We start from the raw sequence: 14,329 nt of genomic DNA, 5'->3' as shown, positions 1-14,329 counted from the left end.
CCTCCTTACGAAATTCGGATGCGTGGGTTGAGGTAGACATAGCCGATATCCGAGATCAGCTGCGTTACTAGCACCACAAAGACCGACACTACCGAAATCGCCAGCAGAAGCTGGATGTCGTTATTGCCTGCTGCCTGAACCAGCGCCCAGCCGAACCCTTTATAGTTAAACAGGGTCTCGACGATCACCACGCCGTTCAGCAGCCAGGGAAACTGCAGCATGATGACTGTGAACGGTGCGATCAGCGCGTTTCGCAGCGCGTGCTTCATGACGATATTCGGGAAGGAAACACCTTTGAGCCGCGCGGTACGGATATATTGCGCCGTCATCACCTCGGTCATCGAGGCGCGGGTCATACGAGCGATATAGCCCATCCCGTAGAGAGCAATAGTCAGTACCGGTAGAAAGAAGTTCTCAAAGGTCGGGTTCTCCATCGCCTGTGTCGCGGTGCCTTTGAACCATTTCAGGCCAACGGCAGACGAAGTGAAGATCGCGATAAAGATCACGCCCGAGACATATTCCGGGGTCGCTGTCGTCGTGATGGCGAATGTTGAAAGGGTTCGGTCGGTGGCCGATCCTTCTTTCATACCCGCAAGCACCCCAAGGATCAGCGCCGAAGGGACCATCAGCAACATAACCCAAAGCATCAGCCGACCGGTTAGGGCCAACCGAGTGCCAACAACTTTCGAAACTTCCTCTTTGAAAACGGACGAGTATCCCCAGTATCCCTGCAGGATGCCGCAGAAACTTGGCGAGCTTTCTGCAGTTTCGCCGGGCAGGATACATCTTCCTTGCACACTACCGTCGTCGTTGGTGTGCCGATAGGATGGCAGCACGCCCAACCATTCGCCGTATTTGATCGGCGTCGGCTGCAGATACCCGTTTTTCAGCAGATAGCTTTCAACCTGTTCGTCGGACATACGAAAATTACCCTGCGTTTTCGCAAGCTTTTCGAGGTTTGGATACAGGTTGGTGAGGAAAAAGACCAAGAATGTCAGGCACAAAGCTGTGATGAGCATGATGCCGACACGCTTTAGAATGAATAGTCCCATATTAGCCCCTGTTGGTGGCCAGTGCAGGTGTCAAAAGCCCCACACTTCGCTGTTTTTTGGTCGCCACGATACGGACGAAAAAGCCGCGCCCAATCGGCGCGGCTTGTATCTGTCGGCTTAGGAAAGAATGCCGAACTTATAGATTTGTGGCAGGTCGGCGATGTGCTTTTCAACCCCAACCATATTGTCCCGGTGGTGACGCATCGCCGTCCGCCAATAGGGTTGGATGGTCACGCCTTCTTCGATCATGATCGCCTGCAGCTTGGCCATGACTTCGCGACGTTTGTCGACATCCGCGATCGAGTTTGCCTCGGCCAGAAGCGCGTCGAACTCGTCATTGGCAAAACCAGCCTCGTTCCAGGCTACGCCCGATTTGTAGGCCAGCGCCAGAACCTGCGTGCCCAGCGGGCGGTGGTTCCAGTTGGTCGACGAGAAGGCGTATTTCGTCCAGTCGTTCCAGAAGGTCGAACCCGGAAGAACCGTATGACGTGCCTTGATGCCGGCATCGTTCAACTGAGCGACCACGGCCGCGGTCGTGTTGCGGCGCCAGTCGTCGTCGATGGACTGAACCTCATGCTCGAAGTCACCCATTCCGGCCTCGTCCATCAGCGCTTTGGCCGCTGCGGGATCAAAGGGCAGGCGGGTCACAGCCGAGTCATATTCCGGGTGCATCGGGCCAACATGGCAGTTGTCGGCAGGAATGCCGTATCCTGACATGCCCAGCTCCAGGCAGACGGCGTTGTCGACGGCCATGGCCAGGGCCTGCCGCACACGTTTGTCGGCGTAGATCTTGTTGCCGTCGGCATCTTCGGCCAGCTGGTTCGGGCGGATGACGATTGTAAAGCCCGATGGGATCTCGGACCGTGTCAGACCGATGCTGTCAAAGATGTCGACGAATTCGCCGACCGACTCCCAGTTCATGTCGATCTCTTCGGCCTCATAAGCAGCCAGGAAGGCCGCAGGGTCTGTGCCGTAGTCGATGAATTCGATCCGATCGATATAGCCACCCTTGCCCGCAGCATATCCCCACCAGTCGTGCTCTTCATTGCGGATCAGTACACCCTTTACGCCCACTTCGTGGCTTTCAGGGATCATGAAGCCAGTGCCAATCGGGTTGGCCAGCATATTGTTGGGATCGTGGCTGCTGTGCACGATGGCTGCCGGATAGTCGGCCATACCAGGAATGATCGTGATATCGGGCGTGTTGCAGGTTAGCTTGACCGTGTGATCATCGACCACAGTGATTGCACCTTCACCCGCTTTCTGGGTTGCCTCGTCAACCAGGGATGACATGCGCGATGCCATCGAGTTCCCCTCGACTGCCGCGTCACACCACATTTCGATGTTGCGGGCGACATCCGCTGCGGTGAAGTCATCACCATTGTTCCACTTGACGCCTTTGCGAACGTTCAGCGTGTGCTCAGTCGCGTCATCGTTGGATTCCCAGCTTTCCAGCAACATCGGCTTGAACGAACCGTCATTGTTGTATTCGACCAGATATTCCAGCCAGCCAGCCGTGAATGTCGCAATTTGCGTCCAGTCATAAGTACGTGGATCTTTCAGGCCGCGCACTTCCATCTGATAGCGGATAGTTCCACCGCGCGGTGGCTCTTGTGCTTGTGCCGGAGACGCCAGGCCGATCATTCCATAGGCGGCGGGGACGGTAACCCCCAATGCCGTCACGCGCGCCAAAAACTCGCGGCGGCTTAGTTGCCCGTCGCGGTACTCTTGCGCGTGCATTTCCGCGGCACGATGGATCGGCGCTCCGGTAATGGTTTGGTGTTTCATTAATGTCTCTCCCTGTGACATCGATTTTGATGAAGTAGCTCTGAACCGCTCAGACCAGTTGGTGCCAGGCAGCAGGTTCGTGTGTTCTTTTTTGGATAAGCAGCATCCCCATGGCGTCATTCGGCACCAGATTTCCCATGAGGTCAATGTCGGAAATCGTCATCAACTGCACAAAAGCGACATGTTGCGGCCGAAGTTTCCGTCATCGCGGATGCTTAAACTGTGCTCTAGGTAATTCGAATAGTGACCGCCAATCAGATTCGATCACTTCGAATCTGCGGTTGGTGTCCTGAAAATGGGTTTGTAACTACGTTAAGTATCACTTTGATAAATCAACGCGAATCCAGTTTTTCATGCGTGCGCGAAACCACGTGCGCTGACGTTTGGCAAATTGACGGGTCGAGATTGTGGCACGCTCGCGCGCGTCATCCAGTGTGATACGGCCTTCAAGATAGGCTACCAACTCGGGAACGCCGATGGCCTTGAAAGACGGCAGCGAGGCGTCATACCGGTTTCGCATCGCCTCAACTTCTTCCAAAGCACCACTTTCCAGCATCAGGTCAAACCGGCGCCTGATCCGATCCAATAGCCATTCTTTGTCGACATCAAACACAATGGGCACGGCGTCTTGCGGGTTCAGAACCGGAGGAGGGGTGTCGGCTTGCCAGTCCCGCAAGCTGCGCCCGGTGGCTTGCTGAACTTCCCACGCACGTTGAACGCGGGCGCGATTCCGGGTGTCAATCCCGGCCAGGGTTTTGGCATCGACCCCATCAATCAGTGTAGCTAGGTCCAGTTGATCCGCGGCAGCCCGAACTTTGGTCGGAGTCGCCGGGATATCGGCCATACCTTCGGTCAGGGCAGAAAAATACAAACCTGTACCGCCCACAATGATGGGGCGCTTTCCGCCGGACAGCAATGGCTTGACCTCGCGCAACCAGTGGCCAGTCGAATAGTCCTGATCATAAGGCACATGACCATAAAGCAGATGCGGCGCGCGGGCTTCTTCCTCGGCGGAGGGACGCGCCGAGATCACGCGCCAGCAATCATAAACCTGGCTTGCGTCTGCATTGACGATCACGCCGCCGAACGTTTCGGCGATCTTCAGCGCCAATGCTGATTTCCCCGATGCGGTAGGCCCGGCGATCAAGACGGGTTTGTCGTCAGGAATAGGGGGAAGGCTGTCCCAAAACTGCGTCATCTTGGCATTGGCCATTCAGGTTGCCTCATTCCTCATCATCCGCATTGAACCCGCGGAGCTTTTGCTTCATTTTGCGCCGGAATTAAACCCGTGCCAGCCCGGAGCGCAACATGACCCTTTCCCCCACAACCGACACTGTCGATACAACCAAGGCGAAATACAGCCGAGTGATGCTGAAGATTTCGGGCGAGGCGCTGATGGGAGATCAGGGTTTTGGCCTGCATCCGCCCACCGTTCAGCGCATCGCGCAAGAGGTAAAGTCAGTTCACGATCTAGGGGTCGAGATTTGTATGGTCATCGGTGGTGGCAACATCTTTCGCGGTCTCAGCGGTTCAGCTCAGGGGATGGAACGGACGACGGCGGATTACATGGGTATGCTGGCTACGGTCATGAATGCGCTTGGCATGCAATCGGCGCTTGAGGAGGTTGGCGTGTTTACTCGTGTGATTTCGGCCATTCGTATGGATGAGGTTTGCGAGCCTTACATCCGCCGCCGCGCTGTGCGGCATCTGGAAAAGAAACGGGTCTGCATCTTTGCCGCTGGAACAGGGAATCCGTATTTCACCACAGATACTGCAGCGACACTGCGCGCCAATGAGATGGCTTGCGAGGCGATCTTTATGGGTAAGAACGGCGTGGACGGTGTCTATGACAAAGACCCCAAAGAACATGCGGATGCGGTGCGTTATGACACGGTCAGCTACGATGACGTGTTGGCAAAGCGGCTGAAAGTCATGGATGCATCAGCCATTGCGCTAGCGCGCGACAATAACCTGCCTCTGATCGTATTCGGATTGGATGAGCCGGGCGGTTTCCGCGGTATCCTAGCCGGTGAGGGAACCTACACAAAAGTTCAGGGCTGACACCCGAACGATACTCATTTTCAAGGCCGGGCATAATTGCCCGGCTTTTTCTTTGGTTCAGGGCACAGTGTTCTTGACGATGGCAAAAGCTGTGGGCAATTTGTCGGCGTACTTGCGCGGCAAAGGCGCAGGTTCTGCGGGCACCTGATAGTGTCGGCTGGGCTGGAAGACCTGCCATGATTTCTGAGGGTTCCGAAATCATGCTCGGGCACCTCTTGGATAAGCAAGCATGATCAAGGAGGCACGTGCCATGAGCACTCTGGATATCAATTTTGTTCAGTCGCAGTTCCCGGCTTTTTCCGAACTCAGCCTGCAGGGACAGGCATTTTTCGAAAATGCTGGTGGATCATATACTTGCAAGCCGGTGCTTGATCGTTTGACGCGCTATTACACCCAGCGCAAGGTACAGCCCTATGCCCCCTATGATGCCAGCCGTCTGGCCGGAGAGGAAATGGACGAGGCCCGCGCCCGAATGGCTGCGATCATGGGTGTGGATGCAGATGAACTGAGCTTTGGTCCGTCGACCACGCAGAACACCTATGTTCTGGCGCAGGCATTCCGACAGTGGATGCAGCCGGGTGATGCGATTGTCGTGACAAATCAAGATCATGAGGCCAATTCGGGGCCTTGGCGCCGTCTTGCTGATGAAGGCATAGAGGTTCGCGAATGGCAGATAGACCCCGAATCCGGGTCTCTGAACCCGCAGGATCTTGAGGACATTCTGGACGAAAAGGTGCGTCTGGTCTGTTTTCCGCATTGTTCGAACGTGGTCGGGGAAATCAATCCGGTTACCGAGATAACTGCGATTGCACATGCGGCAGGCGCGTTTGTCTGCGTCGACGGTGTCTCTTACGCGCCGCATGGATTTCCGAATATCGGTGATCTGGGACCGGATATCTATCTGTTTTCGGCGTATAAAACCTATGGCCCTCATCAGGGATGCATGGTGATCCGCCGGGCATTGGGTGAGCTGTTGCCCAATCAGGGGCACTATTTCAACGGCGATGTTCTTTATCAACGCTTTACCCCTGCAGGGCCGGATCACGCACAGATCGCCGCCAGTGCGGGGATGGCGGATTACGTCGATCTTTTATGCGAACATCATGACGGACCCGGAACTGGTGCTGCAGCGCGGGGGGCGTTTGTCCACGACCTGATGCGCGGGCACGAGATCGCCCTGCTACAACCGGTTCTGGATGCGGTTAAAGATCGCAATGCAGTCCGTCTGATCGGAACCTCTGATGCCTCGCGGCGTGCGCCAACGGTCGCGCTGGCGCTGAACCGAAATGCTGAATCTGTTGCTGCCAGTCTTGCATCGCATGGGGTTATGGCCGGTGGCGGAGATTTCTATGCCGTGCGTCCTTTGCAGGCCATGGGTGTGGATCTGGGTCAAGGTGTTTTGCGAGTCAGCTTTACGCATTACACATCGAAACGAGAAATTGATCAGCTTTTGAATGCGTTGGACGCTGTTTTGTGATCCAGTTCTGGCACTGCTGCGTAGAAAGGTAAACAATACGGAGCAGTCATGGGACCCAAGAGCCCGCCGATAATTATGTGGTTCCGACAAGATTTGCGACTGTCGGACCATCCTGCACTCAGTGCTGCCTCGGCAACGGGGCGGCCAGTTATTCCGGTCTATATTTTCGACGATCTCGGGCAGGCCTTGGGTGCGGCTCCTAAATGGCGCCTCGGCAAGGGCCTTGAGGTGTTTGACCGCGCGTTGGCGCAGTTGGGAAGCCGTCTGATCTTGCGGCGCGGGGATGCGTTGGAGGTTCTGCAAAACCTAATCAACGAAACCGGATCCACCGAGGTCTATTGGTCTCGGGCTTACGATCCGGACACGATTGCCCGAGATACAAGGATCAAGACGGCTTTGACCAAACTGGGCGTACAGCCCAAATCGTTTTCCGGGCACCTGCTTTTTGAGCCCTGGACCGTCCAGACCAAGACCGGAACGCCTTTTCGCGTGTTTACACCAATGTGGCGATCGGTACAAAAACGCGAGGTTCCATTTCCACATGCGCGACCCGCCGCGCTGGTTCCGCCGAAGGAATGGCCGCATACAGATACTCTGGAGTCGTGGGAAATGGCCGCGGGAATGCACCGCGGGGCATCAGTTTGCGCCCGCTATGTACAGCCAGGGGAAGACGCAGCGTTCAAAACGCTCCATCGGTTCTTGGAACGGCTTTCGGGGTATCCCGAAGCCCGGGATCAGCTGGCCGAGGATGGAACGTCGGGCATTTCCGAATATCTATCGCTGGGTGAGATTGGACCGCGTAGCGTCTGGCACGCCCTTCAGGGCGCAGAGATGTTCGGCATGTCCGGTACCCAAGCCTATTTGCGACAGTTGGTTTGGCGTGAATTTGCCTATCATTTGATGTTCCATATGCCTCATTTGTTAAGCAACAACTGGAAACCGGAATGGGATCAGTTCCCTTGGGGCCAAAACACCTCTAGACCCGAGATCATTGCTTGGAAGCAGGCAAGGACAGGCATTCCCGTGGTCGATGCTGGGTTGCGACAGATGTACGTCACGGGTCGCATGCACAATCGCGCCCGGATGATTGTCGCCAGTTATTTGACCAAACATCTAATGGCGCATTGGAAAATCGGTATGGGCTGGTTTTCTGATTGCCTGACCGATTGGGATCCGGCCTCAAATGCGATGGGTTGGCAATGGGTTGCTGGGTCCGGCCCTGATGCGTCCCCGTTTTTCCGTATTTTTAACCCCGAGGCGCAGCAAAAAAAATATGATCCCTATTGCGACTATGTGCGGAAATGGGTGGCCGAAGGACAGTCAAACCCGCCCTCGAGCGCACTTGATTATTTTGAAGCCATTCCCTGCAAGTGGGGTCTTGATCCGTCTGCGCCATACCCAAACCCTGTTGTGGGTTTGGCCGAAGGGCGCGCGCGTGCCTTGTCGGCCTATGAGGGCCGAAAAAGCCGGTAAAGAACTGAAAACTTGCCAGAAACACAAACTCGTTTTAGCCTTCTACAACAACCGCACAGGGGAGAGCGGATGGTTCTAACTACAATCGAAGGGCAGACAGACCTGCCAAGATATTTTGCACATGTTCTGAATATGCTGAACCAGATGGAGCGGGGGCAGCTTGATATTGCCTTGCCAGACGGTCGTGTATTTCGAACCGAAGGTAAACGCCCTGGTCCTGTCGCACGGGTCGATATTCACAATCCGGACGTATTTGCGCGACTTATCCGGGAGGGTGAGCTGGGGTTTTCAGACGGATATCTGGAAGGCGATTGGAGCACACCAGATCTGCGTGCCTTCATGGATCTAGTGCATCTGGGTACCGAGACCGTGTACGACGATTTCACCGGGAAATTTCTGGTACAGGCCTATGAACGCCTGCGCTTTTGGCTGCATCGAAACAACCGTCGACAGGCTAAAAAGAATATCTCTTATCATTACGATTTAGGTAATGAATTCTATGGGTTATGGCTGGATGATACCATGACCTATTCCAGTGCATTGTTCGAAACCGGACAGGAAAGCTTGGAAAAGGCACAAACCGCTAAATACGCCAGTCTGGTTGATGAAATGGGTGCCAAACCCGGTGACCATATTTTGGAAATCGGCTGCGGATGGGGTGGTTTCGCCGAATATGCAGCAAAAGAGCGTGGCCTGCGGGTCACAGGCTTGACGATCAGCAAGGAACAGTTGAGCTTTGCCCGTCAACGCATTGAAAAAGAAGGACTTACGGATTTAGTTGATCTGAAACTGCAGGATTATCGTGACGAACGGGGCCAATATGACGGGATCGCCTCTATTGAGATGTTCGAGGCGGTTGGTCAGAAATATTGGCCGGTTTATTTCGACACCATCCGAGATCGCTTAAAACCTGGCGCACAGGCAACCTTGCAAATCATTACAGTCGGCGATCATCGCTGGGATGTGTATAAGAATGGTGTTGATTTCATTCAGAAATATATCTTTCCGGGGGGGATGCTTCCGGCTCCGACAATTCTGCAGGAGCAGGTGGCGAATGCGGGTCTGACCGTGGTGAAGTCAAAAGAATTCGGCAAAAGCTATGATCTGACACTGCGCCGCTGGTACGAGACGTTCAATGACAAATGGGACGAGATTTCGGGAATGGGGTTTGATGAGCGTTTTCGCCGCATGTGGAATTATTATTTGACCGCTTGCGGCGCGGCCTTTGACACCGGCAACTGTGATGTGACACAGATCACCATAGCGAAACCTACTTAGTAAACGGACCTTTAGAATGCCCAGCGCCTCACGTCTTGTCGCAGCCCTTTGTCTGGCGGTGGTGGCATTTTTGGTTTCCAGTATGATCATCGCAAATGGTGAAGAAGGCAAAAGCTATGGCTACTTCACTGTCGTCAACATGGCACTTGGGGTCGCGTGTGGTTGGAAAATCATGGGTAAACGGACCGGCAAAGGGTGGACCGCTGCCGTCAATAACGGACTGACAGGCATTGCCTCGCTGGTGTTTTGGGGTCTTTTCGTTCAGGGCACCTATGAGATGTTCCGCTTGGCCATGCGCCACCGTTATGATGGACCGTTCGAGGCCCTTACTGCGATTTTCAAAATCAGCGTTGGCTATGGCGAACAGTTGTTAGCTCCGGAAATTCTGTGGACTTTGGCTATTGGCGCTCTTATCGCCGGTTTGGCGACGGAAGAAGCAAGCCGCCGCTGGCGCTAGCACCCAAACACCAACGCGAGATACCCTTGTGAACGATCTGTTTTTCTATGGCACGCTTCGGCATCTGCCACTGCTGCAATTGGTGCTTGGCCGTCCGCTGTCACGCCTGACTTTGTCAGAGGCCAAGCTGAAGGATCACGCGGTTTACGGCGTGCGCGACGAGGCATTTCCGATGATCAAGCCAGAACGTGGGGCCGTTGCGGATGGCCTTCTGGTTCAGGGCCTCGAACCCGAGGATTTCAGGCGATTGATATTCTATGAAGGGGGGTTTGATTATGATCTGCAGCGGCAGCCCGTTGAATTGCCCGATGGCTCTGTTGTCGAAGTCAGCGTGTTCTTTCCCGAGCCTGACCTGTGGTCGCCCGGTGAGCTATGGTCCTTGCAGGACTGGGCAGACGCGTGGGGGGATCTGACCCTAACCGCCGCGCAAGAGGTCATGGGTTATTACGGCAAGGCCGATGCCGTCAAGATCGCGCGCAGTTTTCCTTCGATCCGAACCCGCGCCTGGGCCAAGCTGGCTGCACGCAAACGCGGAACCGGTGACGCGCGTGATCCGAAGAAGGATGTGATCGTACACGAGCATACCCATGCCTATATTGACTATTTCGGCATGCAGGAGGTTCAGCTTCAACACCGAAGGAATGACGGCACGATGGGGTCGATGCTGAACCGCAACGGATTGATGCAGGGCAGTGCTGTGGTGGTTCTGCCATATGATCCGGGGCGTGACTCGGTGCTTTTGGTTGAACAATTTCGGACACCGGTTTTCCTGATCGAAGACCCCGAGCCGTGGATGTGGGAACCCGTTGCAGGCATGATTGACCCCGGTGAAACGCCGCAACAGGCTGCGCGGCGTGAGGCGATGGAAGAAGCCCAGATCAACCTCAAGTCGCTTGAATTTGCCGGAGAGGCCTATTCGTCCAGCGGATCGTCCACCGAATACGTCTATCTTTACGTAGGGTTGGCCGATCTTGAGAAAACGATAGACGATGGCGGGTTGGCCTCAGAAGGTGAGGATATCCGCACCAAAATCATTCCCTATGCTCAGTTCATGGATCAAGTCGACGGGCATGGGTTCAAGGATTTGCCGCTATTGTCACTGGCGCATTGGCTGGCTCGGAACAGAGACAGGTTGCGTGGGGCGTGATCGCGGCTTGTGGTTGTTGCGTAGCAACTGTAAATCTTCGTTGATACGTAAAGAAATGAGGGCGCCATGCGCATTGCGAAAGACCTTGCCGACGCAGTAGGGAAAACTCCGTTGATCCGGCTGCGCCGTATCAGTGAGGAAACCGGGTGTGAAATTCTTGGCAAGGCCGAGTTCATGAATCCTGGTCAATCGGTCAAGGACCGTGCCGCTCTTTATATCATTCGCGATGCCATAGCACGGGGCGACCTGAAACCTGGGGGCACCATCGTTGAAGGCACCGCCGGAAACACCGGTATCGGTCTGGCGCTTGTCGGGGCGTCGATGGGCTTCAAGACCGTGATCGTGATCCCGGAGACCCAGTCCGAAGAAAAGAAAGACATGCTGCGTCTTGCGGGTGCACAGTTGGTTCAGGTCCCGGCAGCGCCGTATCGCAACCCAAACAACTTTGTACATTACTCTCGCCGTCTAGCTGAAGAACTGGCGCAGACGGAACCCAATGGCGCAATCTGGGCCAATCAGTTCGACAACGTCGCCAACCGTCAGAGCCATGTCGAGACCACCGGCCCCGAGATCTGGGAGCAAACCGGCGGTAAGGTCGACGGCTTTGTCAGTGCGGTTGGTTCAGGTGGCACGTTGGCCGGTGTGGCCGAGGCGCTGCAGCCCAAAGGCGTCAAGATCGCATTGGTCGATCCGATGGGGGCCGGGTTGTATTCCTATTACAAAACCGGTGAGATCGCGATGGAGGGAAGCTCGATCGCGGAAGGTATTGGCCAGGTGCGGATCACCAAGAACCTTGAGGGGTTCAAACCGGATTTCGCCTATCAGATGACGGATAACGAAGCGTTGCCCTATATCTTTGACCTTCTGCGCGACGAAGGTCTGGTCATGGGCGGATCGACCGCCATCAACATGGCTGGCGCCGTGCGCCTGGCCAAGGATCTGGGTCCGGGCCATACCATTGTTACGATTCTGTGTGATTATGGCACGCGCTATCAATCTAAGCTGTTCAACCCGGAATTCCTGCGCGAAAAAGAATTGCCTGTTCCTGATTGGATGACCGAGGCGCCGCGTAGCATTCCGGGCGTTTTCGAGGACGTATGATGTTGCGGCAGGTCCGCCTGTTTCTGGCCCTTGTTTCACTTTTGTTTGCAGTTCTGTCTGGTCCTGCAACGGCCCAGCTTTCGGATCGGCAAAGTGACTACTATCAGGGTTGGGTAAAAACGGCGGATCGGGCCGAAGATGTGATCGAGGCCAATCGGGCCTCGAACGCTTCGCTGGAAAATCTGCGATCGGAAATTCATACCTATCGAGATGTTTTCAACAGCGCGCGTGGTGCAAATACCGAACGTATTCAGACCCTGGAAAGCCAGATCAAGGCTTTGGGTCCCGGACCGGAAGGTGATGCAACCGAACCGGAAGACATTGCTACGCTGCGTTCACATCTTGAAAACCAACTGAACGCGCTGCGGGTGCCGCATATCATTTCCGACGAGGCCTTCAGTCGCGCCAACGGACTGATTGCAGAAATTGACCAGATCCTGCGAAATAGGCAGAAAAAAGAGCTGTTGGAGCGCGGCCCATCGCCACTGAACCCCAGCTATTGGCGACCAGCCTGGGTTGACCTGACTGAAGCGGGCCGAAGCCTTTTCAACGAGGCTGTGCAGAACTACCAAACAGACGTGGTGCATGAGCAGCTTCGCAAACAGGGGCTTGGAATTCTTTTGCTGGTCTTCGTGGCCATTGTTTTGCTGGGCTATGGAAAACGTTGGTCCGAGGCTGCTGGGAACTATCTGCGTACCATAGGGGGGCAGGGAACTGGCGTATGGACATTCCTGACATCGCTGTTTCGGATAATTCTGCCATGGCTGGGTGTTTTGTTGCTGGTAAAAGCCGTCGTCTTGACGGGGATATTGGGATTGCGGGGAACCCTTCTGATACAAAACGTACCGTTCTGGGCGGCCATTGTTCTGTACTACGACTGGATTGGTCGTCAGGTCTATGTAATGCAGCAGGCGCAGGGTTTCAGAAAGCTCTCGCCAAAGCGGATCACCGAGCTTCGAATCTACCTGGATCTGCTTGCCGTTTTTCTCATTTTGCATGATCTTGGGAACCTTTTCGAACAGATCGAGAATACTTCGGATGCGACGCGCGCGGTTGTGGGCTTCCCAGTTATTCTTGCAACTGCTCTGGTTCTGTTGCGTGCGCGGCAGATACGGCTTGCCGAGGTGCAGGCAGAACCTGATGGCAATGCCCGTGGAACCGGGGTCATCCAGCTGGTCGAATTCTTGCGCCGAGCATTGTTCCTGTTGGGAGTTGTCAGCCCAGTTCTGGCTGCCATCGGTTATAACAACGCGGCTGAGGCCATTGTTTTTCCAGCGGTAAAATCGTTGATCCTGATTGCCGCACTGATCATCCTTCAACGATTCCTGACTTCGGTTTATGGATTGATAACCCGCAAGGGTGAGGCAGCCCGGGACACATTGTTTTCGGTTCTGATTGGCTTTGCCATGGCCATTTTGGCCCTGCCGGTTCTGGCGCTGATCTGGGGCGCACGCGAGACCGATTTGTTAGAGGCATGGTCGCGGCTCCTTTTGGGGTTCGACATTGGGGGCGTGACCGTCTCGCCCAGTAATTTCTTTACTTTTCTGGTGGTTTTCCTGATCGGATACGGACTGACACGCGCCCTGCAGGGTGGGTTGCGGACCTCATTGCTGCCAAAGACGAGCATTGATCCCGGTGGTCAAAACGCGATTGTTTCTGGGACGGGGTATGTCGGTATCTTCCTGGCAGCCTTGGTCGCCATCATGGTTGCGGGTTTCGATCTGTCGTCTCTGGCCATCGTGGCCGGGGCGCTATCTGTCGGGATCGGATTTGGTCTGCAAACTATTGTCTCGAACTTTGTGTCCGGCATTATTCTTTTGGTCGAACGTCCGATCTCAAAAGGCGATTGGATCGACGTAAACGGGATGATGGGTTATGTGCGCGACATCTCGGTACGCTCGACCCGAATTGAGACCTTCGATCGAACAGATGTCATTGTCCCGAACTCGGACCTGATCAGCGGTGTTGTCACCAACTATACCCGTGGAAACACGATCGGACGCGTCATTGTCCCGGTCGGGGTAGCCTATGGTACCGATACCCGCGTGGTCGAGACAATCCTGGGCGAAATCGCCAACGCACATCCGATGGTATTGGCGAATCCGGCACCCAGCGTAGTGTTTCAGGGGTTCGGTGCGGATTCTCTGGACTTTGAAATCCGCGCCATTTTGCGGGATGTGAATTGGGTTCTTTCGGTGAAGTCCGACATGAACCATGAGATCAATCGCCGCTTTGTCGAAGAGGGGATCGAGATACCGTTTGCTCAGCGTGATGTCTGGCTGCGAAACCCCGAGGCCCTTCAATCGTCAGGTAACGCGCAAATGCCCCCATCTGAGCCTGTTTCAGAGACAAAAGCACCCCCGGCCTCTTCGCCCGCCGAATTGACCGAGGCTGATCTTTCCGACGGTGATGGTGACGAACCTTGAGGCAAGTTCGGGCCTGAAACGAGCCAGAGAATTTTACACTAATCGGGCCTTGCAAATCCCCAGGCGATA

At 55.1% G+C, this 14,329-nt stretch carries 11 protein-coding genes; 8 read left to right on the top strand and 3 right to left on the bottom strand.

Features of this window, described 5'->3' with window-relative positions:
• Nucleotides 1-5: 5 nt before the first annotated feature.
• From AC2FIP_RS04195 to miaA, 3 genes are all read right to left on the bottom strand, one after another.
• Nucleotides 6-1,052 (bottom strand): ABC transporter permease, encoded by a 1,047-nt coding sequence (locus AC2FIP_RS04195; RefSeq protein WP_281972213.1) that lies wholly within the window; start codon nt 1,050-1,052, stop codon nt 6-8.
• Nucleotides 1,053-1,169: 117 nt separating this feature from the next.
• Entirely contained in the window at nt 1,170-2,840 is a 1,671-nt protein-coding gene (locus AC2FIP_RS04190; protein ID WP_496785269.1) for an ABC transporter substrate-binding protein, read from the bottom strand.
• Nucleotides 2,841-3,159: 319 nt separating this feature from the next.
• Nucleotides 3,160-4,053, bottom strand: a complete 894-nt coding sequence (miaA, locus tag AC2FIP_RS04185; protein WP_496785268.1) for a tRNA (adenosine(37)-N6)-dimethylallyltransferase MiaA — start codon at nt 4,051-4,053, stop codon at nt 3,160-3,162.
• Nucleotides 4,054-4,148: 95 nt separating this feature from the next.
• Here miaA and pyrH point away from each other — a divergent pair, with 95 nt between their 5' ends.
• From pyrH to AC2FIP_RS04145, 8 genes are all read left to right on the top strand, one after another.
• A complete protein-coding gene (pyrH, locus tag AC2FIP_RS04180; protein ID WP_496695200.1) occupies nt 4,149-4,901 on the top strand; it encodes a UMP kinase in 753 nt (250 codons plus the stop codon).
• Nucleotides 4,902-5,151: 250 nt separating this feature from the next.
• Nucleotides 5,152-6,378, top strand: coding sequence for an aminotransferase class V-fold PLP-dependent enzyme (locus AC2FIP_RS04175; RefSeq protein ID WP_496785266.1), 1,227 nt, complete (start codon nt 5,152-5,154; stop codon nt 6,376-6,378).
• Between the two features lie 48 nt (nt 6,379-6,426).
• A complete protein-coding gene (locus AC2FIP_RS04170; RefSeq protein ID WP_496785265.1) occupies nt 6,427-7,851 on the top strand; it encodes a cryptochrome/photolyase family protein in 1,425 nt (474 codons plus the stop codon).
• A gap of 69 nt (nt 7,852-7,920) precedes the next feature.
• Entirely contained in the window at nt 7,921-9,129 is a 1,209-nt protein-coding gene (locus AC2FIP_RS04165; protein WP_496695206.1) for a class I SAM-dependent methyltransferase, read from the top strand.
• Nucleotides 9,130-9,145: 16 nt separating this feature from the next.
• Nucleotides 9,146-9,586, top strand: coding sequence for a TrgA family protein (locus tag AC2FIP_RS04160; RefSeq protein ID WP_496695208.1), 441 nt, complete (start codon nt 9,146-9,148; stop codon nt 9,584-9,586).
• Nucleotides 9,587-9,614: 28 nt separating this feature from the next.
• A complete protein-coding gene (locus tag AC2FIP_RS04155) occupies nt 9,615-10,733 on the top strand; it encodes an NUDIX domain-containing protein (RefSeq protein WP_496785263.1) in 1,119 nt (372 codons plus the stop codon).
• Nucleotides 10,734-10,799: 66 nt separating this feature from the next.
• A complete protein-coding gene (locus AC2FIP_RS04150) occupies nt 10,800-11,834 on the top strand; it encodes a cysteine synthase A (protein ID WP_142634220.1) in 1,035 nt (344 codons plus the stop codon).
• The gene (locus AC2FIP_RS04145) at nt 11,834-14,260 is read left to right on the top strand and encodes a DUF3772 domain-containing protein (protein WP_496690667.1); all 2,427 of its coding nucleotides are present in this window, start codon (nt 11,834-11,836) and stop codon (nt 14,258-14,260) included. The genes AC2FIP_RS04150 and AC2FIP_RS04145 overlap by 1 nt, the downstream gene beginning before the upstream one ends.
• Nucleotides 14,261-14,329: the final 69 nt, after the last annotated feature.

Source organism: Ruegeria sp. CDSB114 (assembly GCF_059611025.1).
This window is presented reverse-complemented; position numbering and strand designations above follow the sequence as displayed.